The organism is Halomonas sp. KM007, assembly GCF_050709225.1.
In the GTDB taxonomy this organism is placed as follows: domain Bacteria; phylum Pseudomonadota; class Gammaproteobacteria; order Pseudomonadales; family Halomonadaceae; genus Vreelandella; species Vreelandella hamiltonii.
The window spans coordinates 915517-941266 of sequence record NZ_CP136131.1 but is presented as its reverse complement, the minus strand read 5'-3'; the positions used below and the strand labels follow the sequence as shown (position 1 = coordinate 941266).

25 protein-coding genes are annotated in these 25750 nt (G+C 63.0%); 20 read left to right on the top strand and 5 right to left on the bottom strand.

Going from position 1 to position 25750, the window contains the following annotated elements; all coding sequences use genetic code 11:
• Nucleotides 1–15: 15 nt before the first annotated feature.
• Complete coding sequence (locus tag RVM27_RS04410; RefSeq protein ID WP_287806371.1) at nt 16–1425, bottom strand: PhoH family protein; 1410 nt, start codon at nt 1423–1425, stop codon at nt 16–18.
• Nucleotides 1426–1629: 204 nt separating this feature from the next.
• Nucleotides 1630–2499 carry a LysR family transcriptional regulator gene (locus RVM27_RS04405; protein ID WP_189462632.1) on the bottom strand — a complete coding sequence of 290 codons (870 nt, stop codon included), beginning with the start codon at nt 2497–2499 and terminating at the stop codon, nt 1630–1632.
• A gap of 109 nt (nt 2500–2608) precedes the next feature.
• Between RVM27_RS04405 and RVM27_RS04400 the strand changes: the two genes are divergently transcribed.
• From RVM27_RS04400 to RVM27_RS04370, 7 genes are all read left to right on the top strand, one after another.
• Complete coding sequence (locus RVM27_RS04400; protein ID WP_287806373.1) at nt 2609–3493, top strand: cation diffusion facilitator family transporter; 885 nt, start codon at nt 2609–2611, stop codon at nt 3491–3493.
• 54 nt (nt 3494–3547) lie between these two features.
• The gene (ybaK, locus tag RVM27_RS04395) at nt 3548–4015 is read left to right on the top strand and encodes a Cys-tRNA(Pro) deacylase (RefSeq protein ID WP_039175734.1); all 468 of its coding nucleotides are present in this window, start codon (nt 3548–3550) and stop codon (nt 4013–4015) included.
• Nucleotides 4016–4123: 108 nt separating this feature from the next.
• Entirely contained in the window at nt 4124–5521 is a 1398-nt protein-coding gene (gene dbpA, locus RVM27_RS04390) for an ATP-dependent RNA helicase (protein ID WP_498957448.1), read from the top strand.
• A gap of 20 nt (nt 5522–5541) precedes the next feature.
• Nucleotides 5542–6399, top strand: coding sequence for a PA4780 family RIO1-like protein kinase (locus RVM27_RS04385; protein WP_498957447.1), 858 nt, complete (start codon nt 5542–5544; stop codon nt 6397–6399).
• Nucleotides 6400–6507: 108 nt separating this feature from the next.
• A complete protein-coding gene (locus tag RVM27_RS04380; RefSeq protein WP_498957446.1) occupies nt 6508–7551 on the top strand; it encodes an AbrB family transcriptional regulator in 1044 nt (347 codons plus the stop codon).
• 48 nt (nt 7552–7599) lie between these two features.
• Nucleotides 7600–9492 (top strand): ABC transporter ATP-binding protein, encoded by a 1893-nt coding sequence (locus RVM27_RS04375; protein ID WP_498957445.1) that lies wholly within the window; start codon nt 7600–7602, stop codon nt 9490–9492.
• A gap of 59 nt (nt 9493–9551) precedes the next feature.
• Nucleotides 9552–10559: a zinc-dependent alcohol dehydrogenase family protein gene (locus tag RVM27_RS04370; RefSeq protein WP_498957444.1), complete on the top strand. Its 1008-nt coding sequence runs from the start codon at nt 9552–9554 to the stop codon at nt 10557–10559.
• Nucleotides 10560–10702: 143 nt separating this feature from the next.
• Here the strand turns inward: RVM27_RS04370 and RVM27_RS04365 are convergent, their stop codons facing one another.
• On the bottom strand, nt 10703–10966 hold the full coding sequence (locus RVM27_RS04365) for a hypothetical protein (RefSeq protein WP_498957443.1): 264 nt from the start codon (nt 10964–10966) through the stop codon (nt 10703–10705).
• A 137-nt stretch (nt 10967–11103) separates the two neighbouring features.
• Here RVM27_RS04365 and RVM27_RS04360 point away from each other — a divergent pair, with 137 nt between their 5' ends.
• From RVM27_RS04360 to RVM27_RS04350, 3 genes are read left to right on the top strand one after another with little or no spacing between them, the layout of a single operon-like run.
• A complete protein-coding gene (locus RVM27_RS04360) occupies nt 11104–12270 on the top strand; it encodes a hypothetical protein (RefSeq protein WP_498957442.1) in 1167 nt (388 codons plus the stop codon).
• A gap of 8 nt (nt 12271–12278) precedes the next feature.
• On the top strand, nt 12279–13109 hold the full coding sequence (locus RVM27_RS04355) for a mechanosensitive ion channel family protein (protein WP_039175745.1): 831 nt from the start codon (nt 12279–12281) through the stop codon (nt 13107–13109).
• Nucleotides 13106–13867 carry a DUF429 domain-containing protein gene (locus RVM27_RS04350; RefSeq protein ID WP_498957441.1) on the top strand — a complete coding sequence of 254 codons (762 nt, stop codon included), beginning with the start codon at nt 13106–13108 and terminating at the stop codon, nt 13865–13867. The genes RVM27_RS04355 and RVM27_RS04350 overlap by 4 nt, the downstream gene beginning before the upstream one ends.
• 4 nt (nt 13868–13871) lie before the next feature.
• Here the strand turns inward: RVM27_RS04350 and RVM27_RS04345 are convergent, their stop codons facing one another.
• Nucleotides 13872–14603, bottom strand: a complete 732-nt coding sequence (locus RVM27_RS04345; RefSeq protein ID WP_498957440.1) for a YebC/PmpR family DNA-binding transcriptional regulator — start codon at nt 14601–14603, stop codon at nt 13872–13874.
• 238 nt (nt 14604–14841) lie between these two features.
• Between RVM27_RS04345 and RVM27_RS04340 the strand changes: the two genes are divergently transcribed.
• Both RVM27_RS04340 and RVM27_RS04335 read left to right on the top strand, forming a co-directional pair.
• Entirely contained in the window at nt 14842–15459 is a 618-nt protein-coding gene (locus RVM27_RS04340) for a LysE family translocator (protein ID WP_486996315.1), read from the top strand.
• Between the two features lie 101 nt (nt 15460–15560).
• Nucleotides 15561–16046 carry a glutathione peroxidase gene (locus tag RVM27_RS04335; protein WP_016916405.1) on the top strand — a complete coding sequence of 162 codons (486 nt, stop codon included), beginning with the start codon at nt 15561–15563 and terminating at the stop codon, nt 16044–16046.
• A 5-nt stretch (nt 16047–16051) separates the two neighbouring features.
• Here the strand turns inward: RVM27_RS04335 and RVM27_RS04330 are convergent, their stop codons facing one another.
• Nucleotides 16052–16435: a DUF7079 family protein gene (locus RVM27_RS04330; RefSeq protein WP_039175751.1), complete on the bottom strand. Its 384-nt coding sequence runs from the start codon at nt 16433–16435 to the stop codon at nt 16052–16054.
• 160 nt (nt 16436–16595) lie between these two features.
• Here RVM27_RS04330 and fabV point away from each other — a divergent pair, with 160 nt between their 5' ends.
• From fabV to astB, 8 genes are all read left to right on the top strand, one after another.
• Complete coding sequence (gene fabV, locus RVM27_RS04325) at nt 16596–17801, top strand: trans-2-enoyl-CoA reductase family protein (RefSeq protein WP_498957439.1); 1206 nt, start codon at nt 16596–16598, stop codon at nt 17799–17801.
• 62 nt (nt 17802–17863) lie between these two features.
• On the top strand, nt 17864–18079 hold the full coding sequence (locus tag RVM27_RS04320; protein ID WP_016916408.1) for a hypothetical protein: 216 nt from the start codon (nt 17864–17866) through the stop codon (nt 18077–18079).
• Nucleotides 18080–18265: 186 nt separating this feature from the next.
• Nucleotides 18266–19240, top strand: a complete 975-nt coding sequence (locus tag RVM27_RS04315; RefSeq protein WP_287806446.1) for a GlxA family transcriptional regulator — start codon at nt 18266–18268, stop codon at nt 19238–19240.
• 100 nt (nt 19241–19340) lie between these two features.
• Nucleotides 19341–20555 carry an aspartate aminotransferase family protein gene (locus RVM27_RS04310; RefSeq protein ID WP_100731903.1) on the top strand — a complete coding sequence of 405 codons (1215 nt, stop codon included), beginning with the start codon at nt 19341–19343 and terminating at the stop codon, nt 20553–20555.
• A 35-nt stretch (nt 20556–20590) separates the two neighbouring features.
• Nucleotides 20591–21655 carry an arginine N-succinyltransferase gene (locus RVM27_RS04305; RefSeq protein ID WP_498957438.1) on the top strand — a complete coding sequence of 355 codons (1065 nt, stop codon included), beginning with the start codon at nt 20591–20593 and terminating at the stop codon, nt 21653–21655.
• Complete coding sequence (gene astA, locus RVM27_RS04300; RefSeq protein ID WP_039175757.1) at nt 21655–22686, top strand: arginine N-succinyltransferase; 1032 nt, start codon at nt 21655–21657, stop codon at nt 22684–22686. Before RVM27_RS04305 ends, astA begins: the two co-directional genes overlap by 1 nt.
• 82 nt (nt 22687–22768) lie before the next feature.
• Nucleotides 22769–24241: a succinylglutamate-semialdehyde dehydrogenase gene (astD, locus tag RVM27_RS04295; RefSeq protein ID WP_498957749.1), complete on the top strand. Its 1473-nt coding sequence runs from the start codon at nt 22769–22771 to the stop codon at nt 24239–24241.
• Complete coding sequence (gene astB, locus RVM27_RS04290) at nt 24238–25587, top strand: N-succinylarginine dihydrolase (protein WP_498957437.1); 1350 nt, start codon at nt 24238–24240, stop codon at nt 25585–25587. The genes astD and astB overlap by 4 nt, the downstream gene beginning before the upstream one ends.
• Nucleotides 25588–25750 lie beyond the last annotated feature (163 nt).

The following is a 25750-nucleotide window of genomic DNA, read 5'->3' as shown; positions in this document are numbered from 1 at the left end:
GACGTCAGTGGCTGTTCAAAGCAGTTCCTCTGCTGCCAGTGCCAGCCGTGAGCGCTCGACGCTTTTCAGCGTTATGTGACCTGCATGGGGCCAATCCCGGAACCGCTCCACCACGGCGGCCATGCCGCAGGTGTTGGCGGTCAGATAAGGAGTGTCGATCTGCCCCACGTTGCCGAGGCAGACGATCTTGGTGTTGCGTCCTGCCCGTGTCACCAGCGACTTGAGCTGTTTGGGCGTGAAGTTTTGCGCCTCGTCGATGATCAGAAACGTATCGTTGAGCGTGCGCCCGCGCATGAAGCTGGGCGAGCGGATCTGCACCCGCGAGCCGATCAGCTGCCGCGTGGCACCGTTGTCCCAGCTCGACTCTCCCTCTTCGTTGCGTAGCAGGTTATCCATGTTGTCATGGAAGGCCCCCATCCACGGTGACATCTTTTCCTCTTCCGTGCCCGGCAGAAAGCCGATGTCTTCGCCCATGGGAATGGGGGCTCGAGTGAACACGATGCGTTCGAAGCGTTTGCTGTCCAGGGTCTGCTGAAACGCGGCGGCCAGGGTCATGAAGGTTTTACCGGTGCCCGCATTACCGGCAATGGTCACCAGGTCGATCTCGGGGTCCATGAGCAGGTTCAGGGTAAAGTTCTGGCGGCTGTCATGGGCGTGTACCCCCCAGACGCCCGCGTGGTGGCGGTAGTTGGTAAGCAGCTGCAAGCGGGCAGAGGAGGGCGATAGCTCCCGAACGATGGCTTCGAATTCCGCGCCGTTTTCGCTATCCGACACCAGCATGCCGACATGCCAGTCCCTGGGCATGGTGCCGCAGAGCTGGTAGAAAGTGTGGTGCGCGACGCGCTCGACATTGACCTCCACGTTGAGACTTTCCCAAAGCGAGGCACCGCCCAGGCCCGCGGCCTCGTACACCTTGGCCCCTTCGATCATCGCATCGCTGTCGGAGAAGGCGCGGTCGTTGAGGTAGTCCTCGACGGGCACTTTCAGCGCGGCAGCCTTGACGCGAAGATTGATGTCCTTGGTGATCAGAATCACCGAGGCATCCGGGCGCTCGTCACGCAGGCGGCAGGTCTCTGCCAGGATGCGGTTGTCGGGACTGTCATCCAGCGCGTCGAACGGCTTCAGGTCGTTGTAGCACAAAAAGTGCAGCCGACCGGACTCCCCGCTGATACGTGGAATGGGGATGCCTTTCTGGATTTCATCGAAGGTGACCTGATTGGTCAGGTCGGACAGGGTGCGGCTGATCTGGCGAGCGGTGCGGGCAATTTCACGGATGCCGTTCTTGTGCTTGTCCAGCTCTTCAAGCACGGTCATGGGGATGACCACATCGTGCTCATCGAAATGATAGAGCGCGGCGGGGTCGTGAATCAGGACGTTGGTATCCAGCACATACAGCCTGGTGGCTTTCTTATCGAGTCGTACCATCGCGGAAACTACTCCTTGGTTGACGGCAATACCGACACTGGCAGATGCTCTTTACGCTTGGATGACACTTACCTGTGCCGCTTCGCTAGCGTGTCCTGCTCCTCCTTGTTAAGTACTTGCTTATAGCGTGGAAGGCTTTGGCCATTTTCGCTACCGCGATATTTCAACGTAGTCATTGATCCCTGTGGTGATGACGTTCGAGGCCTAGCGAGTCGCGCTCAGAAAACGCGTAACGCTGGTCAATAGCGCGGTGGCTACCACGCCAAGGCTTTCGCCCTCCACGTAGCGGTAGTAGTGGCTCTCCAGCGCCAGGTCATGATTGAGCGCGCAGAGCTGGCCGTTGGCCAATGCTCCTTTGACCAGCGGGTAGGGCAGGAGTGCCCAGCCGGTGCCGTTGATCGCCGCATCACGGATCACCTCGAACATCGTCAACCCCAGGTAGTTGGTCGAAAACAGCGCTTCGCTGACCAGCCTGTCGCCCTGGTCGAAGGTCAGGCACACCTGCGTGTACTGGGCCAGATCATCTCGGGTGACGCTGGGCAGGCGGCTGAGCGGGTGATCGGGAGCGGCCACCAGGCTCATGCTGACCGGTGCCAGATGATTGGCCTTCACCGTGGTGCCCTCGGCGGTATACAGGCCGAAAGCGATGTCCACGGTTTGACGCACCACGAACTGTGGGTGCTCTTGCGGGGGCAGCAAGTACACCGAAATGGCGGTCAGCGGGTAGCGCTGCTTCAGTTCGTGCATGACCTGACGCCAGAAGGCTTCTGGCAGCGCATCGTCGCGGGCAATGCACAGTTGGCTCTCGACGCCTTGCAAATGCTGCTGGCAATGCTTCTTGATCCGGCTGGCACTGGTCAGCAGGCGGTAGCAGTCCGGCAACACGCTTTCGCCCACCGCCGTGAGCTGCAGGCTGTTGCCCGAGCGTTCGAACAGCGCCACCCCCAGGCTATCTTCCAGTGCGTTCACGGCCGCACTGAGCGTGCTGCGTTTCATGCCGGTATGCCGAGCCGCCGCCGCAAAGGAGCCGTGTTCGGTCACTTCGATAAATGCTTCCACCTGTTCTGCGCGCATGATGTTGCCTTCCTGGGTGCCAATAATATTGGCGCTGAGCGATTGGTTTAACGTGGCAGGTCTCCCTATGATACCTCGCGCTATACCTACTTTTCATGGAGCAATTCGCGTGACCCCCTTCATCGCAGAGCGCCGTGCGCTCAGATTTTCCGCCATTTCTGCCAGTCTGTTCGCGTTTACCGGCCTGGCGATCGGCTTGGCCAGTGGCTCGATCACGATACTCTTCGACAGCGGCTATTCGCTATTAAGTTTAGTGCTGGCCTCGCTGTCGCTGTTTGCCCTTCAGCAGGCGCGCAAGCCCGCTGATGATCACTACCCCTTTGGGCGGCTGACGGTAGAGCCGTTGGCAGTGCTGCTCAAAGGCGTGGTGATTGCCCTGGTCTGCCTGTTTTCGCTGGTCTCGGCGCTGTGGAGCCTGGCTCAGGGAGGCCGCCTGGTGACCCTGGACCTGGCTCTGATCTTTGGTGTGGTCAACGTCACGGGGTGTCTGGTGACGTGGTGGTGGCTGGCGCGCCATGCGCGGGTTGCCAAGTCTTCGCTATTGAATGCCGAGCTTCGTCAGTGGCAGATGGATACCTGGCTGAGTGCCGCCGTGATGCTGGGGTTCGTGCTGACCTGGGGGCTGACGTTGACGCCCTGGGCGCATCTGGCACGGTTCGCCGACCCGGTCATGGTGCTGATTATCGCGGGCTATTTCTTGCCCATGCCGATTCGCATGGTCAAGGATGCCTTGCGTGAACTGATGTTCGGTGAGCCCGTGGGCAGCGTTCGTCAGGAAGTGATTCAGGAAGTGGCGGATTTCGATATTGCCGACGACGATGTGCGCCTGGCCCAGGTGGGCAGTTTCCTGATGGTGGATATCCAACTGGACAAGCAGCAGATCGATGACGCCGAAGAGATCGTGGAAAGCGTCGAGCAGCACTGCAAGCAGCGTAATTTGCGCCCGGTCATGAGCATTACACTGGCGACTTCCAAAGCGTTGACACGCTATTAAGTTTGGCAGTAGACGATGAGATGTCCACCGCCACGTTCAACTCACGAGACCTCCATGACCCCGGCCATCAATAGTGCACGGCAAGCAGGCATTGCCTTTCAGGTACACGACTATCCACATGATGCAGCGGCCACGTCCTATGGTCTGGAAGCCGCCGAAAAGCTGGGTGTTTCACCGGCACAAGTGTTCAAGACGCTGGTGGTCAGCCTGGATGGCAAGCAGCTGGCCGTGGGGATCGTACCGGTCGATTGCCAGCTGGGGCTGAAGCAGATTGCCAAGGCCGCAGGGGCCAAGAAGGCGGCGATGGCAGCACCTGAAGCAGTGGAGCGCAGCACCGGTTACGTGCTGGGCGGCGTCAGCCCGCTGGGCCAGAAAAAGCGTTTGCCCACCTTCATCGATGCCTCTGCAAAGGCGTGGCCCACGCTGTATGTCAGTGCCGGGCGCCGCGGGCTGGAGATCGAGCTCTCCCCCGATGACCTGGCGGCCTTGAGCCATGGGCAATTCGCGGCGCTCTCCGCCTGACGCCATGCCAAGGGCGGCCCGCTCCCAGTCAGGCAGGGCAGGGCGCTTTCTGGTATGGTGCTTCACATTATCGAATCGCTGGGCCTCATGCCCCTTCAGGAATTTCTTGTGTCAGATACCTCTTTTGCATCTCTTGCGCTGTCGCCTGCGCTGCTTGCCACGCTGGACTCCCTTGGCTATCACCAGATGACGCCGGTTCAGGCGCAGAGCCTGCCGCCCATGCTGGCGGGCCGCGACGTGATGGCCCAGGCCAAGACCGGCTCGGGCAAGACCGCCGCGTTTGGCCTGGCGCTGCTCTCTCAGCTCCGAGTGGAAGCGTTCAGCGTGCAGGGGCTGGTGCTGTGCCCGACCCGGGAGCTGGCAGACCAGGTAGCCGAAGAGCTGCGCCGTCTGGCGCGCGGCATGGCCAACGTGAAAGTGCTGACGCTGTGTGGTGGTGCGGCCTTTGGCCCGCAACTGGCCTCCCTGGAGCACGGTGCGCATATCGTGGTGGGCACGCCGGGGCGCATTGACGAGCACTTGCGCAGAGGCTCGCTGACGCTGGGGTCTTTGACGACCCTGGTGCTGGACGAAGCCGACCGCATGCTCGATATGGGCTTTCAAGCCACCATCGACGACATCATTGCCGACACGCCTGCCGACCGCCAGACGCTGCTGTTCAGCGCCACCTTCCCGGACGAGCAGTCGACCGAAGGCCTGGCCATCATGACACGGGGTGTCATGCGCGACCCGGTCAGCGTCAAGGTGGAGGAGACCCACGATGCCACCACCATCGAGCAGCACTTCTACGCCGTGGCCAACGACGACGCACGCTTTGCGGCGCTGAAACAGCTGCTGCTGGCCACCCGTCCCACCACCAGCGTGGTGTTCTGCAACACCAAGCGCGAAACCCAGGCGGTGGCCGACAGTCTGGTCGATACAGGTTTCAGTGCGGTGGCCCTGCACGGCGACCTGGAGCAGAAGGATCGTGATCGGCTGCTGGTGCTGTTCGCCAACCAGAGTGCGTCGATTCTGGTTGCCACGGACGTGGCCGCCCGTGGGCTGAACATCGCCCAGCTGGATGCCGTCTTCAACTACCAGATCGCCCGCGAGCTGGAGGTTCATGTTCACCGGGTCGGGCGCACCGGGCGTGCCGGTGCCAGCGGTATCGCCTGCACGCTGGTGACCCCGCAGGAGCAGTATCGCCTCGAACGCCTTGCGGAGCTGCTGGGCGAGCCGCTGACCCCCGAGCCGCTGCCCAAGGCGTCCGACAGCACTCCGTTCGAGCCACCCATGGCCACGCTACAGCTGGCAGGTGGCAAGAAAGACAAACTGCGCCCCGGCGACATTCTGGGCGCCTTGACCAGTGAAGGCGGCCTGCGCGGTGATCAGGTGGGCAAGATCAAGGTACTGGCCCGCAGCGCTTACGTGGCGGTGGAGCGCGGTGCCGTTCAACGCGCCCAGGCCAAGCTGGAGCGGGATAAACTCAAGGGGCGTGCTTTCCGAGTGCGCCGCATTCGTCACTAACAGGATCAGCGCAGCAAGCCATGAAAACACCCAAACGATTACAGCCCCTGGTCGACGATGGCCTGATCGATGAGGTGCTGATGCAGTTGATGAGCGGCAAGGAAGCGCAGGTGTACGTCGTACGCTGTGGTGACGAGACGCGCTGCGCCAAGGTCTTCAAGGAGGCCAAGCAACGCAGCTTCAAGCAGGCGGTGCAGTATCAGGAAGGGCGCAAGGAGCGCAATAGCCGCCGCGCGCGAGCCATGGCCAAGAAGACCCGCTACGGTCAGAAAGAGCAGGAGCAGGCGTGGCTCACCGCCGAGGTGGACGCACTGTATCGGCTGGCCGCTGCCGACGTGCGTGTTCCCAAGCCCTATGGCTTCGTGGATGGCGTGCTGCTGATGGAGATGATCACCGACGCCGCAGGCGACGTGGCCCCGCGGCTTGACGATGTCACCCTGACCCACGAGCAGGCGCTGCGCTATCACGCCAAAGTGATCCAGGACGTGGTGCGTATGCTGTGTGCCGGTCTCATCCACGGCGATTTATCCGAGTTCAACGTGCTGGTGGATGCCGACGGCCCGGTCATCATCGACCTGCCCCAGGCGGTGGATGCCGCAGGTAACAACAACGCCGCCGCCATGCTCGAGCGCGACGTCAACAACATGCGCGCCTATTTTGGCCGCTTTGCCCCGGAGCTGCTGGACACCCACTACGGCAAGGAGATGTGGGCGCTCTATGAGTCCGGCGAGCTGCACCCCGAAAGCCAGCTGACCGGCCACTTCGAGTTCGACAGCCACATTGCCAACGTGGCAGAGCTGATGGAAGTCATCGACGACGCCAAGGAAGAGGAGGCCGAACGCCTGGCGCGCCTGCGCGGTGATGACGACGAAGACTAGCCGCCGATATCGTGTACACTAGGCTATCCATTAGCAGGGTAACGATATGCGCGGGTGCCGGCGGCCAGTCGCCAGTGCTTGAGTAGGTCACGTTTCAGGGAGGGGCGCGTGAAGGGAAGTCGTTTCAGTGCAGCCAGTGCCAGAGCGCTGGCCGTGTCGCTGGGTGTCGGCGCCCTGGGCGGCCTGCTGTTTCAACTGCTGAACCTTCCCCTGGCCTGGATGCTGGGCCCGCTGGTGGCCAATCTGCTGGCCTCCGCCAAGGGCGCCAGCGTTGCAGTGCCCGAGCCGCTGCGCAACGTGTTTCTGGCCGTCATGGGGCTGGTGCTGGGCAGCCAGGTAACGCCGGAGCTGGCACATCGTGTGCTGGACTGGCCGCTGTCGGCGGCGCTGCTGCTGCTCGGGGTGGCCGCCTCCACGGCGGTGGCCTCGGCCTGGTACCGGCGCTGCGGGTTCGACCCGGTGAGCGCCTGGTTTGGTGCCGCCCCCGGCGCGATGACGGCGATGATTCTGCTGGGCGAAAAGTGTGGTGGTGACCCTCAGCGCATCGCCGTAGCCCAGTCGCTGCGCATTATTCTGGTCATTCTCTTCCTGCCACCGCTGTTCTGGGCCTTTGAAGGGGGCGAGGGCTCGTTGGGGCCAGCCGCTTCGTCGCTGGAACACGGCTGGATGTTGCTGACCATTCCCCTGCTAATACCGCTGGGCCGCTGGCTGCGCATCCCCAGCTCGGCGCTGCTGACTCCCTTGCTCATGGCCGCCCTGCTGTCGGGGCTTGACCTGGCCAGCCTGGCGCTGCCCCAGTGGGGCATGAACCTGATGCTGTGGGTGCTGGGCAGTGCCATTGGCTCGCGTTTCCAGGGCATGACCCGCCGGTTGTTGGGCCGCTACCTGTGGCAATCGGCCGTGGCGACCCTGCTGGCCCTGATGGCCCTGGCGGTATTCGCCGAACTCATTCATCGCACCGTAGGGGTGGGCCGAGATGTGGCGCTGCTGGCGCTGGCCCCTGGTGGCATCGGTGAAATGGCGATTCTGGCTGTTGCCCTGGATATCGACCCGGTCTTCGTGGCATTTCATCACCTGCTGCGCATGATTACCCTGATGGTGTTCGCGCCGTTCTGGGCGCGCTGGCTGCTGAGCCGCCGCCGAGCGCACTGACAGACGCCATTCGGCTCTCTTCAAAGGCTTCTTCGTCAAGGACTTCCCATGTTGTCACGCCTGCTGTTGCCGCTGTTCCAGTTTTTTGAGCGCCGCGTAAACCCCTACCCGGAAGGTGAGGTGTCGACGCCTCCCCAAGGGCTGCTGCCGTTTATCTGGCACTTTTCGCGCCCAGTCTGGCCCTGGCTGCTGCTGATGTCGCTGATGACTGCCGTGGTGTCCGCCGCCGAGGTGATGTTCTTCAGCTATATGGGCGAGCTGGTGGATTGGCTCGGCCGGGTCGAGCGGGCCGACTTCTGGGCGCAGCACGGGCTGTGGCTGGCGGGTGTAGGGCTGGCGGTGGTGGTCGGGCTGCCCCTGCTGGTGCTGGGCCAGTCGCTGATTACCCACCAGAGCATTTTTGGCAACTACCCGATGATCGGCCGCTGGCTCTCGCATCGCCACATGCTGAGCCAGAGTCTGGCGTTCTATCAGGACGAGTTTGCCGGGCGCGTGTCGCAGAAAGTGATGCAAACGGCGCTGGCCGTGCGGGAGACCGTCACCAAGGTCATGGACCTGATGGTCTACGCCATCGTCTACTTTACCGGCGCGGCGATTCTGCTGGGGCGGGCCGACCCTTGGCTGCTGCTGCCGCTGGGTGCCTGGCTGGTGGGCTATCTGGGCATCATGCGCTACTTCGTGCCCCGGCTGCGGGACGTTTCCATGGCTCAGGCGGATGCCCGTGCGCAGATGACCGGCCGGGTCGTCGATAGTTATAGCAACATTCAGACCATCAAGCTGTTTGCCGACACCCAGCGCGAAGAGCGCTACGCCAAGGATGCCATGGAAGGCTTCATGATCACCGTACACCGTCAGATGCGGCTGGTCACGGTGATGAGTGTCTGCTTGACGCTGCTCAATACGCTGCTGCTGGTCGGCACCGCCGGCATGGCCATTGCGGCCTGGTTCCTGGAGGCGATCTCGCTGGGGGTATTGGCCATTGCCATTGCGCTGGTGATGCGTATCCGCTTCATGTCGGACTGGATTCTCTGGGAGGTCGCCGGGCTGTTTGAAAACATCGGCACGGTGCAAGATGGCATGAACACCATCGCCCAGCAGCCGACGGTCAAGGATGCTCCCGACGCCAAGGCGCTGAGCGTGCCCAAAGGCGAAATCGTCTTCGATGCCCTGCGCTTTCAGTATGCCCAAGCCAAGGGGCAGAGCCGACACGTGTTCGACGGGCTGAGCCTGACCATTCGACCCGGCGAGAAGATCGGCCTGATTGGCCGCTCTGGGGCGGGTAAGTCGACCCTGGCGAACCTGCTGCTGCGTTTTTACGACTTGCAGGGAGGGCGCATTCTGATCGACGGCCAGAACATTGCGGAAGTCACCCAAACGTCGCTGCGCCACCAGATCGGCATGGTCACCCAGGACACGTCGCTGCTGCATCGCTCGCTGCGCGACAACATTCGCTACGGCAGCCCCCAGGCCAGCGACGACGATGTGTGGCAGGCGGTGTGCCGCGCCCATGCCGATACGTTCGTTCATGATCTGGTCGACCCACAGGGGCGCCGGGGCCTGGATGCCCATGTGGGCGAGCGGGGCGTCAAGCTCTCCGGGGGCCAGCGTCAGCGCATCGCCATTGCTCGGGTACTGCTCAAGAATGCGCCTATTCTGGTGCTGGACGAAGCCACCTCGGCGCTGGACTCCGAAGTGGAGTCCGCCATTCAGGAGCAGCTGGATGCCCTGATGGAAGGCAAGACCGTCATCGCCATTGCCCATCGGCTTTCGACCATTGCCATGCTGGATCGCTTGATCGTGGTGGATGAAGGCCGCCTGGTCGAGAGCGGCACCCATCAGGAGCTGCTGGCCCGCAACGGCATTTACGCCGGCCTGTGGCAGCGCCAGTCGGGCGGTTTTTTGGGCAATGACCTTGATTCTGAACAGGCGGCCCCCATGTAGCCGTAGAGAGTCGATACTAGACCGGTCGCCTATTTTTGGCGCATGCAAAGGAGACAGTGATGCAAGCCATACAGCTACGCGCCCCCGGTGGGCTGGACCACCTCGATGTCGTCGACCTCGCTGCGCCCGGCGAGCCCGGCCCCGGCGAAATCAAGGTGCGCCTGCACGCCAGCTCGCTGAACTTTCATGACTATGCCGTGGTGGCGGGAATGATCCCTGCCGCTGATGGCCGTATCCCCATGTCGGATGGGGCCGGGGTCGTGGAGGCCGTGGGCGAGGGAGTAGAGGAGTTTGCCGTCGGTGATGCAGTGGTCTCGACGTTTTTCCCCGATTGGCTGGAAGGGCCCGCTCGGGTAGGCGATTTTGCCACCACACCCGGCGACGGCGTCGATGGCTATGCCCGTGAGCAGGTGGTGCGCCCGGCCAACTGGTTCACTCACCAGCCGAAGGGTTACAGCCATGCCGAGTCCGCCACGCTGACCACGGCGGGTTTGACCGCCTGGCGTTCACTGGTGGTAGACGGCGGGCTGAAAGCGGGCGATAGCGTGCTGGTGCTGGGCACCGGTGGCGTCTCCATCTTTGCTCTGCAGTTTGCCAAGCTGATGGGCGCTCGGGTCATCGCCACCTCGTCGTCCGATGCCAAGCTGGAGCGCCTGCGTGAACTGGGTGCCGAGCACACCATCAACTATCGTGACACGCCGGAGTGGGGCAAGCGCGTGCTGGAGTTGACCCACGGTGAAGGGGTCGATCACGTGGTGGAAGTCGGTGGGCCGGGCACCTTGCCGCAATCCATCGACGCCGTGAAAATCGGTGGGCACATTTCGCTGATCGGCGTGCTGACCGGCCGTGAAGGCGAGGTGCCCACGGCAAAGCTGATGGCCAAGCAGGCACGTTTGCAGGGGCTGATCGTGGGCAGCCGCCGCCATCAGATGGAGATGATCAAGGCGATCGAGACAGCCAATCTGAAGCCGGTGATTGACCGGGAGTTTGCGCTGGCCGATATCGCGGACGCGTTTCGTCATCAGGAGTCTGGCAAGCACTTCGGTAAAATCTGCCTCAGCTATTGATCGGGTGACCGCTTGATCGAAGGTAAAGTGATCGAACCCGAGCAGATCGAGCCCGTGTCAGATAGCGATATGCACAACGCCCGCCATGATGGCGGGCGTTGTGTTTCATACCAGCGAAAAGGGAATGACGCTGAACGGGCTCGCTACGCTTTGCAGCTGAATACCACGCCCTTGACCTCCAGCTCCCAGATATCATCGTAGGGCACGGTAACACCGTTCATGTCACCGGGGTCGCCGGTACTGTTCTTGATGATGGTCTCCGGGATCACTTTGACCCCCGTCATACCCACGTGCTGTATGCGCGCGCTGAACCGATTGCCGTCCTGTTCGATCAGCACCCGCTCCCCAGCAATGCACTTCGCAAGCTTCTCGTGTAGCTCTTCCCTGGTGACGTCAACCACGCTCATCGTTGCCTCCTGCGCATCGCTCATCAATGTATTGGCCTTATCCTAACGACTTTATTCTAGACGATAAGTTCGGCTATCTGCGTGGTCGTACGTGGGGCATGCTAATCTTGATCTACTTTACCGGCGCGAGGCGCGATATGGATCAAGGCCCGACGAATGCAGCGCCAGCTCCGTGGGAAGTAGTGGAACTGGAAGCCTTTCAAACACCGCAGCATACCCAGGCCAGCCAGTGGAAGCGCAGTTGGCGCGTGGCCACTGCCTGGATGCTGGGAAACCGTGCCGACAGGCGTCAGGCGGCACTGGAGAGCGAACTGCGCGCCTTGCCGGAAGTGAAACTCGCCCACTGGGCGCCTCCGGTGGATTGGACGCCTGCCGCGATGAGCTTGCATCGGGCGCTGGCCGCCTATCAAGAGGCACCGCTGGTGCTGTTCGTGTCGCCTCCCCACGGTGGGCATGCGGATATCGTTGGCCACTGGGCGGGCCAGCACGGCATCGAGTGCCTGGAGGTGCCTACCTTTGCCGAGCGCATGGCTGGAGAACTGGCGTGGGTAACGGCGGCTGCCCCGGCAAAGCGCTGGGCCATTCCGGCGCTGGAGCGGCATTTCCTGCGTCATGCCTATGGTTTGCAGGGCGTGCGCGCGCTGGTGGAGCGTGCCCAGGGCGGGCGGCTGGGGCAGGGCGTGTTGGGGTGTGATAGCTGGAGCTACGCCTTTCTGAAGCAGGCCGTCGGGCTGGAAGGGGTTCCCGTGTTGACGCTGCAAGGGCTTGAAGGCGCACAGCTGGCGGACTATTTTTCCCAGGCCGCAGGCCAGTGCCCGCCCGTTTACAGCACCCGTACTCGACAGCCCGTGCTGGAGGACTCCCCCAAACAAAAGGGCGTGTTCAAGGAGCTCCAGCAGTTGGCGGCCCATAGTCGCGGCCACCTGGGAATTGCCTGGCACTATTGGCGTGAGCGCCTGCGTGAACCGGCCGAGGACGCCCGCGCTCACACGGGCAACCGTTCCGATCATGGCGAAACATCGCTATGGCTGCTGGATACGCTGGCGGATGCGGAGCTCCCCGCCGACACCGGCGATCTGGCCACCCTGCTACTGCACACCCTGTTGATCCATGGGGGGCTGGAGGATCAGGCGTTGGCCCATGTGCTGCCTTTCTCGGAACACGAGATAGTGAGCGTTCGGTTCGCGCTGGCCAGTCGCGGCATGCTGCACTGCCATCAGGGGCGGTGGCAGGTGGCACCCTTGAGCTACGCCAGCGTTCGGCAACTGCTGGAATCGAGACACTACCTGGTAGACCCGCTTTAGGAGCCCCCATGGACGATCACGAACAGTATGCCCGCCTGTTTAACGAGCTGGACAGCGAAGCCTTCATCACCCTGGGGCTGCTGCTGGCAGGTGCCATCGTGCTGATCATTGCCAGCCAGCGGGGGCTCAACTGGCTGGCCAATCGGTTGCATGGCCCGATCAGGTTTCGGGTCTTTGCGCTGGTGCCTCTGACGCGTCTGCTGATCCTGATCACGGCCCTGGCCATTGCGGTGCCCATCGTCATCGAGCCCTCTTTACGCAACATGGTGACGCTGTTGGGGGCCATAGGCCTGGCCATCGGTTTTGCCCTGAAGGAGTATGTCAGCAGCCTGATTGCGGGCGTGGTCTCTGCCGTCGAGCTGCCCTATCGGCCCGGAGACTGGGTCAATATCGAAGGCACCTACGGAGAGGTCAAGCATGTGGGGATGCGTACGGTAGAGATTCAAACGCCGGACGATGATCTGGTGGCCGTGCCGCACTTGAAGCTTTGGGATTCGGCCATCTACAACGCCAACAATGGCGGCGCCAGCCTCCAGTGTGTGGCCAGCTTCTACCTGCACCCCGAGCACGAAGGCGGCTGGGTGCGCCAGGCGCTGCGCGACGTGGCGTTGACCAGCGCCTACCTGACGTTCGACAAGCCCATCATCGTCGTGGCCGAGGAGAAACCCTGGGGAACGCACTATCGCATCCGTGCTTATCCCGTCGACCCGCGTCAGCAGTTCCTGTTCGTGACCGATTTGACGGTACGCGGCAAGGCGATTCTGAGCGATGCCGGTATTCGTCCCGCGCTACTGCCCCCTGAGATGCTGATGGATGCCCAGGGCGCGGGGCGGACATGAAGACGCAGGGCGAGAGGCTCTACATCGGTTGGGACGTGGGCGGCTGGAATTGCGACCATAACCCGGCCAGCCGAGATGCGCTGGTGGTACTCGATGCGTCACTGACCCTGGTAGGAGCGCCCTGGCGGGGCAATCTGCGCGAGACGCTCAATGACGCCGCCTCGTCTGGTGATCTGATCGCCCGCCTGTTGGGGCTCTGCCAGCACGTGGCGGACGGTGGTGAGCGGGTCTTCATGGCGGTGGATACACCGCTGGCGCTGCCGCAGGCGCTGCTGGCCCTGGCCAGAGGGGAAGCCGTCGCGGCATTGGGCCGCTCTCAGGAAAACCCCTATCTTTACCGACACACCGAGCGTTGGCTGTTCGAACGTGGCGTTACGCCGCTGTCGCCCATCAAGGACATGATTGGCAGCCAGGCCACCAAAGGCATGCACGTGCTGGCGCGCTTTGCGCCGCATAGCGTGGCGTGCGGTCAGTGGCAGAGCGAGCAGGGGGAGCTGACTGTCGTGGAGGGGTATCCATCCCCCGCCAAACGCTCCGAGGGCTTTGCCGCTTTGCGCCAGCGCTGCGTGATCCCGGCCCAATGGCAGGCGGTGCTGCACCAGCCCACCCCCCGCCAGCAGGACATGCACGATGCATGGCAGTGTGCGTTGCTGGCCTGGGCACTGGAGCATGCGCCCCAGCAGGTTGCCTGGCCGCCAGCGGAGATGCCGACGGCCGAAGGGTGGATTTTCGTTCCTGGTGATGCGCTGAAGGGCTAGCCGCTCAGGCGTTCTCTTCCGGCAGTTCGGCGCTGTGAAAGACGTTCTGCACGTCGTCCAGCTCGTTGAGCATGTTCAGCAGCTTTTCGAACATGGCGGCGTCGTCACCTTCCACCGGCGTGGTGTTCTGTGGCAGGAACTGGATTTCATCCACTTCGAAGTCGATCTCGCCAAAGGCGTCCAGCAGTGCCTGCTTGGCCTTGGCGTAATCGGTGTTCGGAGCAAATACCGTGATGCGACCATCTTCCTGCTCGATGTCGGTGACGTCCACGTCGGCTTCCATCAACGCTTCCAGCACGGCTTCTTCATCGCCACCGGTAAACGAGAAGATCGCGCAGTGATCGAACATGTGGCTCACGCTGCCCGGCGTGCCGATCTTGCTCTTGGTCTTGGTAAAGCAGCCGCGCACATCGCCAAAGGTGCGGTTGGGGTTGTCGGTGAGGCAGTCGACGATGACCATGGCGTTGCCGGGGCCGAAGCCCTCGTAACGAGCGGTCGAGAAGTCCTCGCCTCCGGCACCGCTGGCCTTGTCGAGGGCCTTGTCGATGACGTGGGACGGCACCTGGTCTTTCTTGGCACGCTCCATCAGGCCGCGCAGCGCAAGGTTGCCATTGGGGTCGGTGCCCCCTGCCTTGGCGCAGACGTAGATTTCACGCCCGTACTTGCTGTACACCTTGGTTTTCGCAGCGGCCGTCTTGGCCATGGATTCCTTACGGTTCTGAAACGCCCTACCCATATTGAAGTCCTTTATTAACCATGAACTGCCTGCACGGCAGGCGTCATTGATCGGCGTTGCCGAACGTTCTGAAAAAGGAAAATTTTACCCAACAGCGTACCATGCTAACAGCGTTATTTAAGGCCGTATTCAAGGCCGGGGAAGGATTCCACGACGCGCAGCCCAGGCAGCCACCCGACTGCGCTTGAGCTGGCGTATACTGGTGCGCTGATCAACCGCTGGACTCATGGAGAAACGCATGCCGCTGACGCTCTGGTTATCGCTGGCCGCCATCTGTGCCATGGGGGCCATGTCCCCGGGGCCAAGCCTCGCGCTGGTACTGCGCCACACTTTGGGGGGCGGGCGGCTGCCCGGCGTGACCGCGGCGGTGTTCCATGCCCTGGGCGTGGGTTTTTATGCCCTGTTGACCGTGCTGGGGCTGGGCGCGCTGGTGGTACGCCACCCCGAGGTCTTTCAGCTGATCACCTGGGGTGGGGCCGCCTACCTGGCGTGGCTGGGGATCAAAGCCTTGCGGGCCGGGCGCGCCAGCTCGCTGGCGGCCGATGCGGTGGTCACCACGCCAGGCCAGGCGGCCCGAGAAGCGGTGCTGGTGGCTCTGGGCAATCCCAAGCTGATCATCTTTTTCGTGGCCCTGCTCAGTCAGTTCGTGACACCGGATATGAGCCCGTTGGCCAAGGGCATCATCGTGGCCACGGCGATGGTCATCGATGGCGGCTGGTACGTGCTGGTGGCCGTGGGGCTGTCGCACTCGCGAGTGCTGCCCTGGCTGCAGCGCCACGCCCACTGGGTCAACCGTGTTACCGGTGTGCTGCTGATCGCGCTGGCGCTGAGGGTCGTGGCGGGGCCACTGCTATAAGCAGCCATGGTGGAAAATTCGCGCAGGCGTGAGCCGCCGGGCTGGTGCTGGCAGGCCGCCTCGTGGCAAGGTAGCGTCAGACGATAGCAAGAGGGTGTGTGATGAGCATTTACGAACAGGATTGCTACACCCATCAGGGCCAGCCCTTCAACCTGCGTGCGCTGCGCGGCCAGGTGCTGTTGGTGGTCAACGTCGCCAGCCAGTGTGGCTTTACGCCCCAGCTCAAGGAGCTGGAAAGCCTGTACCAACGCTACCGTGACCGTGGCTTTACTGTGCTGGGCTTTCCCTGCAACCAGTTTGGGCGGCAGTCGCCCGAAAGCGCCGAAGCATTCTGCACCTTCGGGGAGCAGCAGTTCGGGGTCAGCTTTCCGCTCATGGAGAAGGTGAACGTCAACGGGGGCAACGCGCATCCGCTCTTTACGCTGCTCAAGCAGGGAGCGCCAGGCGTGCTGGGCACGCGGGCCATCAAGTGGAACTTCACCAAGTTTCTGGTCGCCAGAGACGGGCAAGTGCTGGCGCGTTTTGGCCCACGAGACCATGGCCCACGCCTGCGCCTGGCCGTGGAGGCGGCGCTGGACAAGGCGTGAAGGGGCTAGAGCTCGCCCCGGCTGACCATCAGCCGCTGCATCAGGTCGTTCCAACGGTGGCGTACCATCATGGTGGTCAAGCCCGAAAACAGTGCCCAGGTTTTGCGCCGCCAACCCTTCAGGCGCAGGTTGTGATTGACCAGCTGCTTCATCAGCTTGTAGTCATCGAACTTGCGCCACTCGCTGGCCACCGACAGCTGATGGCGTGACAGCACCGGGGCCAGCTCGATACGGAACACCCACTCGAGCTCCTTGAGCGGTAGCCCGTGCTGTTCGATGACCTCGATCATGCGGGCGTAGTCGCGCTCGGTGGGTTCGCGGTCCAGCCAAAGCGGGGCGAGCGCCAACCAGAGGTCGCCGCGTTCATCGACTAGCTGCTGTGCATTCATCACGGTTCTCATCGGCAGGAAGTGGGCAGGGCGTTATCCTGCCGTGAATCCCCCATAACCTCAAGAGCGGACAGGGCGCGCCTGGCCCGCTAGAATAGCGCCTACTGGCAAGTGAGCACGAGGGTGCTCCGATGATACTCATCCGATGAAGGGGTCCAATGTGATCATTAAACCGAAAGTTCGGGGCTTTATCTGCACCACTACTCATCCTAAAGGCTGCGAACAGAACGTTCTCGAACAGATCGAAGCGACCCGCGCCCGTGGTTTGGACAAGCGCCAGGGCCCGAAGAAAGTGCTGGTGATCGGGGCTTCCAGCGGCTACGGCCTGGCGGCGCGTATCACGGCGGCCTTCGGCTACGGTGCCGATACCCTGGGCGTGTTCTTCGAAAAGCCCGGCAGCGAGAAGAAGCCCGGCACGGCGGGCTGGTACAACAGCGCGGCCTTCGACAAGTTTGCCAAGCAGGAAGGGCTGTACAGCAAGTCCATCAACGGCGATGCGTTCTCCCATGAAGCTCGCGAGAAAGCCATCGAGCTGATCAAGCAGGACATGGGCGAGATCGACCTGGTGGTTTACTCACTGGCCTCGCCGGTGCGCAAGATGCCCGATACCGGCGAGCTCAAGCGCTCCAGCCTGAAGCCCATCGGTGAGACCTACCGCGCCACGGCCATCGATACCAACAAGGACGTGATCATCGAAGCCGAGGTGGAGCCGGCGACGCAGCAGGAGATCGACGACACCATCACCGTGATGGGCGGCGAAGACTGGGAGCTGTGGATGAGCGCTCTGGCAGACGCAGGCGTGCTGGCCAAAGGTGCCCGCAGCGTGGCGTTCAGCTATATCGGCACCGAAATCACCTGGCCGATCTACTGGCACGGTGCCCTGGGGAAAGCCAAGGAAGACCTGGACCGCGCAGCGGCGGCCATCGATGCCAAGCTGCAAGAGAGCGGCGGCGGTGCCAACGTGGCGGTGCTGAAATCCGTCGTTACCCAGGCCAGCGCGGCGATTCCGGTGATGCCGCTGTACATCGCCATGGTGTACCGCATCATGAAAGAGCAGGGCCTGCACGAAGGCACCATCGACCAGTTGAACCGTCTGTTCGGCGAGCGCCTCTACTCAGGCCAGCCCGGTGAGATGGCCACCGACGAGCAGGGCCGTCTGCGTCTGGACGACTGGGAGCTGCGTGACGACGTTCAAAAAGCCTGTCAGGACCTGTGGCCAAACGTCACCACCGAGAACCTGTTCGACATTACCGACTATGCTGGTTACAAGCATGAGTTCCTGAAGCTGTTTGGCTTCGAACGTGACGATGTGGACTACGATGCCGATGTGAACCCCGATGTGGCGTTCGATGTCGTAACCTTGTAACGCTTGGGGCGACGGAGTGAGCGCCGCGCTGTTTCATCTAACCGGTCAGGAAGAGGTGGAGTATGGATACCAGAGAGAGCAAGACCCCGGAAGAAGAGAAAGAGCACGTACTGAACCAGCGGTTGCCCGAAGATTTCGACAAGGCGGCGCCGCATAAACAGCCGGAGGCCAAGAAGCCCCCCAGTGGCATGCACAAGCTGCTGCCCGTGGTGATCATTGGCCTGGGCCTGGTGGTGGCGGCCTTTGTTATCCTTGGCATGGGCAACAGCGGCGGTTGACGCAGCACCTTCGTTTGCCGGGCCAGTGGCCCGGCAATTTGCATTTATGCGCCGTGTTTTTGTTCCTGCGGTCATGGCGCTGCCTTCCGCGCCGCAATTGGGTAAGATGACGTTTGATTTGAACACGTTATCTCGACAGCCAGCGGCGGTTTCCATGCAGTGCCTCTCACCTTGTCACACCTTCACATGCCCACTCGGCCGTTGACGCCTTCCCCCGATCAGCGTCGGCGGGTTGCCTTTGTGCTGCTTCCCGGGTTTTCGTTATTGGCCCATGCCAGCGCCATCGAGCCACTGCAGATGGCCAATCAGCTCAGTGGCCAGATGCTGTATCACACGGTGACGCTCAGCCTGGATGACGAGCCCGTGCGCAGTGCAGCGCAGCTTTCGCTGCTGGCCCAGCACTCGTTGGAAGCCGCTCTTGGGCCGCTGGACATGCTGCTGGTCTGCGCACCGACACCGCTACCCTACGTACTGTCCGCCAGGCTTCACGAGTGGCTGCGCGGTCATCAGGGCAGGGGCGTTGCGCTAGGCGGTCTGGCGGGGGGCACCGAAGTGCTGGCCCGCTGCGGGCTGCTGGAAGGCTATCGCGCCACACTGCCCTGGCAGCGCTTCGCCGCATTTGCTCAGGCGTACCCCCAGGTCACGCTTTCCCAGCAGCTGTTCGAGATCGACCGTGACCGTCTGACCTGCGCGGGCGGCACCGCCGCCATGGACATGATGCTGACGCTGATCGGCAAGCATCACGGCCCACGGCTGGCAGAGCAGGTCTCGGAGCAGTTCGTGTGCGATCGCATTCGCCTTGCCGATGAGCGCCAGCACGTACCCCTGCGCCACCGCCTAGGCCACGCCCCGCAAAGCCTGGTGGATGCGGTCACGCTGATGGAAGCCAATATCGAAGAGCCGCTTTCGACCCTGGAACTGGCCGAACACCTGGGCATTTCCCGGCGTCAGTTGGAGCGGCTGTTCAAGAAGTTCCTGCAGGCGGTGCCCAGCCGTTATTATCTGGACTTGCGGCTGCAGGAAGCCCGCAAACAGCTCAGAGAGAGCGACCGTCCCGTGGGCGACATTGCCCTGATGACCGGTTTCTCCTCGGGCGCGCACTTTTCCACCGCCTACCGTAACCACTTTGGGATCACCCCGCGGGAAGAGCGGCTGGGGTAGGCGCAGCTTTTCATAATTTAGCGTCCCAATCGTGAAAGCAGGGCGGCCACCGCCCCTCGTATACTGATGTCATCGCTGACTCCACCGGAGGATTTGTTTCATGAGCCACACCCCAAGTCGCCAGGATTTCGACCACTACATGATGCCCAACTACTCACCGCAACAGAGCATTCCGGTGCGTGGTGAAGGCAGCCGCCTGTGGGATCAGCAAGGCCGTGAATACATCGATTTTGCCGGGGGGATTGCGGTGAACTCGCTGGGCCACTGCCACCCGGTACTGGTCAATGCGCTGAAAGAGCAGGGCGAGAAGCTCTGGCACTTGTCCAACGTGTTCACCAACGAGCCTGCGCTCAAGCTGGCCAGGACGCTCACCGAGCGCACCTTCGCCGACAAGGTATTCCTGTGCTCTTCCGGCGGTGAAGCCAACGAGGCGGCGCTGAAGCTGGCGCGCCGCTGGGCGGTGGATCACCACGGCGAGCACAAGGACAAGATCATCTCGTTCTACCAGTCGTTCCATGGCCGCACCTTCTTCACCGTGAGCGTGGGCGGGCAGCCAAAATACTCCCAGGGCTTTGGCCCGGTGCCCGGCGGCATTCTGCACGCCAACTTCAACGACCTGGAGAGCGTGCGCAAGCTGGTGGGCGATGACACCTGCGCCATCATGGTCGAGCCCATGCAGGGGGAAGGCGGCATCGTGCCCGCCACCCAGGAGTTCCTGCAGGGCCTGCGCGATCTGTGCGACGAGCACAACGCGCTGCTGATTTTCGATGAAGTGCAAACCGGCGTTGGCCGCAGCGGCGAGCTGTATGCCTACAAGAACTTCGGCATCACTCCGGACATTCTCACCAGCGCCAAATCGCTGGGCGGTGGCTTCCCGATCGGTGCCACCTTGACCACCGACGCCATTGCCCAGTCGCTGGTGATCGGTACCCATGGCTCCACTTACGGCGGCAATGCGCTGGCATCGGCGGTGGCCCTGGCGGCGGTCGAGTTCATCGACACCCCCGAAGTGCTGCAAGGGGTCAAGCAGCGTCACGACCTGTTCCGTGAGCACCTGGAAACCATCAACCGCAAGCACGGCGTGTTCAAGGAGATCCGCGGCATGGGGCTGTTGATGGGTGCACAGATGTCCGATGCCTTCGAAGGTCGCGCCAAGGATATCCTGCCGCTGGCCATGGAAGAGGGTGTGATGGCGCTGATCGCAGGTCCCAATGTGCTGCGCATGGCGCCGTCGCTGGTGATCCCCGAGGCCGACATCGCCGAAGGCATGGCGCGTCTCGAACGAGCCATCGAGCGCCTTGTTGCCAGCGCATGAGCAGGCCGCAAGCGTTACCAGAAGGAGCGTTGAGCATGCTGGTTATCCGTCCGGTCACTCTGGCTGACCTGCCTGCCCTGGAACAGCTGGCCGAGCACGCCGTTCCTCGGCTGACCAACCTGCCTGCCAACCGTGAGCGGTTAGAGGAGCGCATCCTGCGCTCCCAGGAGGCGTTTGGCAGCGAGGTCGATTTTCCGGGTAACGAGCAGTACATGTTCGTGCTGGCGGACGATCATCGTCATGAGGTACTCGGTACCGCCACTATTCGCGCCCAGGCGGGGGCCGCCGAGGCCTACTACACCTACCGCCAGGAGACGCTGATCCACGCCTCCCAGCAGCTCAACGTGCGCCGGGAAGTACAGACCCTGGCGCTGTCCCACGAGGTCTCGGACGCCACGCTGCTCTGTGCGCTGTCGCTCAACCCGCGTTACAAGGGCACCAGCGCCGAGAGCCTGCTGCGGCGGGCGAGGCTGATGTTCATTGCCCAGTACCCGGAGCGCTTCTCGCGGATTCTCGCCGTGGCATTTCCGGGCTACCTGGATCGCCAGAATGAATCACCCTTCTGGGAGAGCGTGGGCCGCCACTTCTTTGCCCGCGGTTTCCAGGCGATGAACCACATGGCCGGGGTGCGCTCGAAAAGCTTCATCGCCGAGGTGATGCCCCAGTTTCCGCTCTACCTGCCGCTATTGACGCCGCCCGCCAGGGCAGCCATTGGTCGTGAACATCCGGCCCACGAAGCGGCGCTGGCGGAAATGCTGGCGGAAGGCTTCGTCCGCTCCCGGCATGTGGATATTTTCGATGCTGGGCCCATCGTCAAGGCCGAGCGCGAACGGCTGGAAACCTGTCGTCGTGCTGCCTGGCACCCGGTGCGGGTGCGCCCGGAGCATGCCTTGCCGGATGCCGAACCGGCGATGATCGCCAACCAGACGCTGAGCGATTTTCGCTGCATCGTGGCGCGCTATGCGCTTTCGCCCACCGGACAGCTGGTGCTTTCCCCGCAGCATGCGCAGCGCCTGGGGGTGGAAGAGGGGCGCGCCGTATTGGCGGCACCGTTAGCCCTGCCCAGCGCCCTCGATGCGCTCGATGAAGGAGAGATGTAATGCGCATTCGCCCCATTGCCCGTGATGATCTGGATGGGCTCCAGGCGCTGGCGCAGCAGGCAGGCGTTGGCTTTACCTCGCTGCCGGATAACCGGGAGTTCCTGGCGGGCAAGATTGACGCCGCCGCCCGCGCGTTCGAAGAGCGCACGCCAGTGGACGACCGGCTCTACTTTTTTGTACTGGAAGATGACACCAACGGCGAGCTGGCAGGCTGCTGCGCCATTGAGGGTCAGGTGGGGCGTGAAGTGCCGTTCTACAACTATCGGCTTGGCACCCTGGCTCACTCTTCGGTACAGCTCGACCTGCATCGCACCATCGACACGCTGTTTTTGAGCTCGGACCATACCGGCGATGCCGAGGTGTGCTCGCTGTTCCTGCGCCCGGAGTATCGTGGCGAGGCCAACAAGCATTTGCGCAACGGTGCGCTGCTTTCCAAGGCGCGCTGGCTGTTCATGGCCCAGTTCCGCGACCGTTTTCCCGAGAAGGTGCTCGCCGAAATGCGCGGCGTGTTCGATGAAAACAACGTCAGCCCGTTCTGGCAAAGCCTGGGCAAGCACTTCTTCCCCATGGATTTCAGCGAGGCAGACCGGCTGACTGGTCTGGGTCAGAAAAGCTTCATTGGCGAGCTGATGCCCAAGTTTCCCATTTACACCACGTTCATGTCGGAAGAGGCGCGGGCCTGTATTGGTCAGGTACATCGCCACACCCGCCCGGCGCTGGAAATGCTCAAGAAAGAGGGGCTGCGTTGGGAAGGCTACATCGACATCTTCGACGGCGGCCCCACGGTGGAAGCCTATATCGATGATGTGCGAGCGATCCGCAATTCACGCTGCTATCAGGTGGAGGTGTCGCCCGACGCTGCCGCAGAAAGCGTCAGCCGCTGGCTGGCGGCCACCACTCAGATGCAGCACTTTACCGCTGGCTGGATTGGCCGAGGTCCCGCTGATGAAAGCACCGTCGTCCTGACCCCTCAGGAGGCCAAGCGGCTGGGCGTCGCCACGGGCGACACGCTGCGTCTGCTGGAAACCTGATCTGCCCACGTACCCGACTACCCGACTACCCGGCTCAGCAAAGGAGAGCGTCATGCATAACCCGAACGCACGCACCCCGCGTATGCCCGCCCAACAGCAGCAGTTGATCGATGGGGCCTGGGTGGTCGGCGAGGCCGCCCCCGTGACCAAGCACGACCCCGTGGCAGGTACGCTGCTCTGGCAAGGCGCTTCGGCGTCGCAGCCCCAGGTGGGGCGGGCAGTCGAGGCCGCCAGGGCCGCCTTCCCCGGTTGGGCGCGCACTCCCTTTGCCGAGCGTCAGGCGCTGGTGGAGCGGTTCGTCGAGGTGCTCAAGGCGCACCAGGAAGACCTCGCCGTGGCGATTGCCGCAGAAACCGGCAAGCCGCTATGGGAAGCGCGTACCGAAGTCGGAGCCATGGTGGGCAAGGTGGCACTCTCCATCAAGGCGTACCACGAGCGCACCGGCGAACGTGAAAAAGAGCTGGGTACCGCCAGAGCGGTCCTGCGCCACCGGCCCCACGGGGTGATGGCCGTGTTCGGCCCCTATAACTTCCCCGGGCACCTGCCCAACGGCCACATGGTGCCCGCGCTGTTGGCGGGTAACACGGTGGTGTTCAAGCCCAGCGACCAGACCCCGCTCACCGCGGATTTGACCCTGCAGTGCTGGCTGGAAGCCGGCTTGCCCGCCGGGGTGATCAACCTGGTACAAGGCGGCGTGGCCGTGGGGCAGGCGCTCTCTGCCCATCCGGGTATCGATGGCCTGCTGTTTACCGGCAGCGCCAAAGTGGGCGGCCTGTTGCAGCAGCAGTTTGCCGGGCAGCTGGATAAAATCCTCGCCCTGGAGCTGGGGGGCAACAACCCGCTGGTGGTCAAGGAGGTGGATGATCAGCGCGCAGCCGTCCTGACCATTTTGCAGTCGGCGTTTCTTTCCGGCGGCCAGCGCTGCACCTGTGCTCGTCGTCTGATGATTCCCCAAGGGGAGGTGGGAGATCGTCTCATCGACGCGCTCTCCGAGGCAATTGCCAGGCTGCACGTGGCCGGGCAGTTCGAGGAGGAGCCCGCGCCGTTCTATGGCGGCCTGGTGAGCGTGGCCGCGGCCGATGGCCTGCTCAAGGCGCAGGACGAACTGGAAGCCATGGGCGGCACGGTGATCAACCGTATGCAGCGCCTGGCAGAGAACACCAGCCTGCTCAGCCCCGCGCTGATCGACGTGACCGGCCTAAAGGTGCCCGATGAGGAGCACTTTGGCCCGCTGCTGAAAATCCATCGCTATGCCGATTGGGACGAGGCGTTGGCACTGGCCAACGACACCCGCTACGGCCTTTCGGCGGGGTTGATCGGCGGCGAACAGGCGGATTGGGACGACTTCCTGCTGCGTATTCGCGCAGGCATCGTGAACTGGAACCGCCAGACCACGGGGGCATCGGGTGACGCGCCCTTCGGCGGCGTAGGCGATAGCGGCAATCACCGCCCCAGCGCTTTTTATGCCGCCGACTACTGCGCCTACCCCGTTGCCTCCATGGAGGCCGACAGTCTGGAAATGCCGGAAACCCTGCCACCGGGAGTCACTCTATGAGCGTCCACAGCATTCGGGAAGTCAACTTCGACGGCCTGGTCGGGCTGACCCACAACTACTCGGGACTGGCCCACGGTAATGTGGCCTCCATGAGCCACGGGGGCCTGGTCTCCAACCCCCGAGAGGGCGCGCTGCAGGGGCTGGCCAAGATGAAGTCGCTGATGGATGCAGGCTACGCCCAGGGCGTTCTGCCCCCGCAGCAGCGGCCGGACCTGGGCGCGCTGCGCGACTTGGGCTTCAGCGGCAGCAACCGAGATATCCTCGCTCGAGCGGCGCAGCAAGCGCCACAGCTGCTGCGGGCGGTGTGCTCGGCTTCCAGCATGTGGACCGCCAACGCGGGCACCATTACGCCTGGCGTGGATGCGCCGGATGGTCGGGTACACTTTACCCCGGCCAACCTGCAGTCGAGCTTCCACCGCTACCTGGAGCCGCGCACCACGGGGCGCGTACTCCAGGCGATTTTCCGCGATGAGCAGCACTTCGCCCACCACCCGGTGCTGCCCGCCACTCCCGCGTTTTCCGATGAAGGGGCGGCTAACCATACCCGGTTGTGCGGTGAGTACGGCGAGCCCGGCGTGCACCTGTTCGTGTATGGTCGCCAGGCGTTTGGCGGCGGGCGCAGCGAGCCCAAGCGCTATCCCGCCCGGCAAACGCTGGAAGCCAGCCAGGCGGTGGCTCGCCAGCACGGGCTAAGCGACGCCCAGACCGTGTTCGCCCAGCAGCACCCGGAGGCCATCGATGCGGGCGTGTTCCACAACGATGTGATTGCCGTGGGCAACGGCCCGGTGCTGCTCTACCACGAAATGGCGTTTCTGGACGAGGCGCGGACCCTGGACGAGCTACGCGCCAAAATGAGTACGCCGCTGATTCCCATTCGGGTCTCGGCGGAAGCGGTGAGCATGGAAGACGCGGTGGCGTCGTACCTGTTCAACTCCCAGCTGCTTTCCAACCCGGATGGCACCATGACCCTGGTGGTGCCCAGCGAGTGTCAGGAGCGGGAAGCCGTGTGGCGCACGCTGCAGGATTTCATCCTGGCAGGCAATAACCCCATTGGCGAAGTGATCGTCAAGGACGTGAAGCAGAGCATGCGCAACGGCGGCGGCCCCGCCTGCCTGCGCCTGCGCGTGGTACTCAGCGACGCCGAGCGCGCAGCCCTCAGCGGCCGCGTGCTGCTCGACGATGCGCTCTATAACGACCTCACCGCCTGGGTGAGCCGCCACTACCGCGACCGCCTCGCCACCGACGACCTGGCCGACCCGCAGCTGGCCACGGAAGTCCTCACCGCGCTGGATGAGCTGACGCAGCTGCTGAACATTGGCTCGGTGTATCCGTTTCAACAGGGGTAAGCGCCCTGCCACACAGCCCATCATGAGATTCTCTCATGATGAGTTGAATTAATGTCGCTTTTCATTCATGTGGTGGTCTGGCATAAAGAACACATCCTCTTCGATGACGTGGCGCTAACGCCCGTGTATCGAAACGTCACATATGGCATCGAGCGCTGAGCTG

What these genes read in the sequence shown, in the direction of transcription:
- RVM27_RS04410 (WP_287806371.1), bottom strand. Translation starts at nt 1,425, where the DNA reads ATGGTACGACTCGATAAGAAAGCCACCAGGCTGTATGTGCTGGATACC.
- RVM27_RS04405 (WP_189462632.1), bottom strand. Translation starts at nt 2,499, where the DNA reads ATGCGCGCAGAACAGGTGGAAGCATTTATCGAAGTGACCGAACACGGC.
- ybaK (WP_039175734.1), top strand. Translation starts at nt 3,548, where the DNA reads ATGACCCCGGCCATCAATAGTGCACGGCAAGCAGGCATTGCCTTTCAG.
- RVM27_RS04385 (WP_498957447.1), top strand. Translation starts at nt 5,542, where the DNA reads ATGAAAACACCCAAACGATTACAGCCCCTGGTCGACGATGGCCTGATC.
- RVM27_RS04375 (WP_498957445.1), top strand. Translation starts at nt 7,600, where the DNA reads ATGTTGTCACGCCTGCTGTTGCCGCTGTTCCAGTTTTTTGAGCGCCGC.
- RVM27_RS04370 (WP_498957444.1), top strand. Translation starts at nt 9,552, where the DNA reads ATGCAAGCCATACAGCTACGCGCCCCCGGTGGGCTGGACCACCTCGAT.
- RVM27_RS04365 (WP_498957443.1), bottom strand. Translation starts at nt 10,966, where the DNA reads ATGAGCGTGGTTGACGTCACCAGGGAAGAGCTACACGAGAAGCTTGCG.
- RVM27_RS04360 (WP_498957442.1), top strand. Translation starts at nt 11,104, where the DNA reads ATGGATCAAGGCCCGACGAATGCAGCGCCAGCTCCGTGGGAAGTAGTG.
- RVM27_RS04355 (WP_039175745.1), top strand. Translation starts at nt 12,279, where the DNA reads ATGGACGATCACGAACAGTATGCCCGCCTGTTTAACGAGCTGGACAGC.
- RVM27_RS04350 (WP_498957441.1), top strand. Translation starts at nt 13,106, where the DNA reads ATGAAGACGCAGGGCGAGAGGCTCTACATCGGTTGGGACGTGGGCGGC.
- RVM27_RS04345 (WP_498957440.1), bottom strand. Translation starts at nt 14,603, where the DNA reads ATGGGTAGGGCGTTTCAGAACCGTAAGGAATCCATGGCCAAGACGGCC.
- RVM27_RS04340 (WP_486996315.1), top strand. Translation starts at nt 14,842, where the DNA reads ATGCCGCTGACGCTCTGGTTATCGCTGGCCGCCATCTGTGCCATGGGG.
- RVM27_RS04335 (WP_016916405.1), top strand. Translation starts at nt 15,561, where the DNA reads ATGAGCATTTACGAACAGGATTGCTACACCCATCAGGGCCAGCCCTTC.
- RVM27_RS04330 (WP_039175751.1), bottom strand. Translation starts at nt 16,435, where the DNA reads ATGAATGCACAGCAGCTAGTCGATGAACGCGGCGACCTCTGGTTGGCG.
- RVM27_RS04320 (WP_016916408.1), top strand. Translation starts at nt 17,864, where the DNA reads ATGGATACCAGAGAGAGCAAGACCCCGGAAGAAGAGAAAGAGCACGTA.
- RVM27_RS04315 (WP_287806446.1), top strand. Translation starts at nt 18,266, where the DNA reads ATGCCCACTCGGCCGTTGACGCCTTCCCCCGATCAGCGTCGGCGGGTT.
- RVM27_RS04310 (WP_100731903.1), top strand. Translation starts at nt 19,341, where the DNA reads ATGAGCCACACCCCAAGTCGCCAGGATTTCGACCACTACATGATGCCC.
- RVM27_RS04305 (WP_498957438.1), top strand. Translation starts at nt 20,591, where the DNA reads ATGCTGGTTATCCGTCCGGTCACTCTGGCTGACCTGCCTGCCCTGGAA.
- astA (WP_039175757.1), top strand. Translation starts at nt 21,655, where the DNA reads ATGCGCATTCGCCCCATTGCCCGTGATGATCTGGATGGGCTCCAGGCG.
- astD (WP_498957749.1), top strand. Translation starts at nt 22,769, where the DNA reads ATGCCCGCCCAACAGCAGCAGTTGATCGATGGGGCCTGGGTGGTCGGC.
- astB (WP_498957437.1), top strand. Translation starts at nt 24,238, where the DNA reads ATGAGCGTCCACAGCATTCGGGAAGTCAACTTCGACGGCCTGGTCGGG.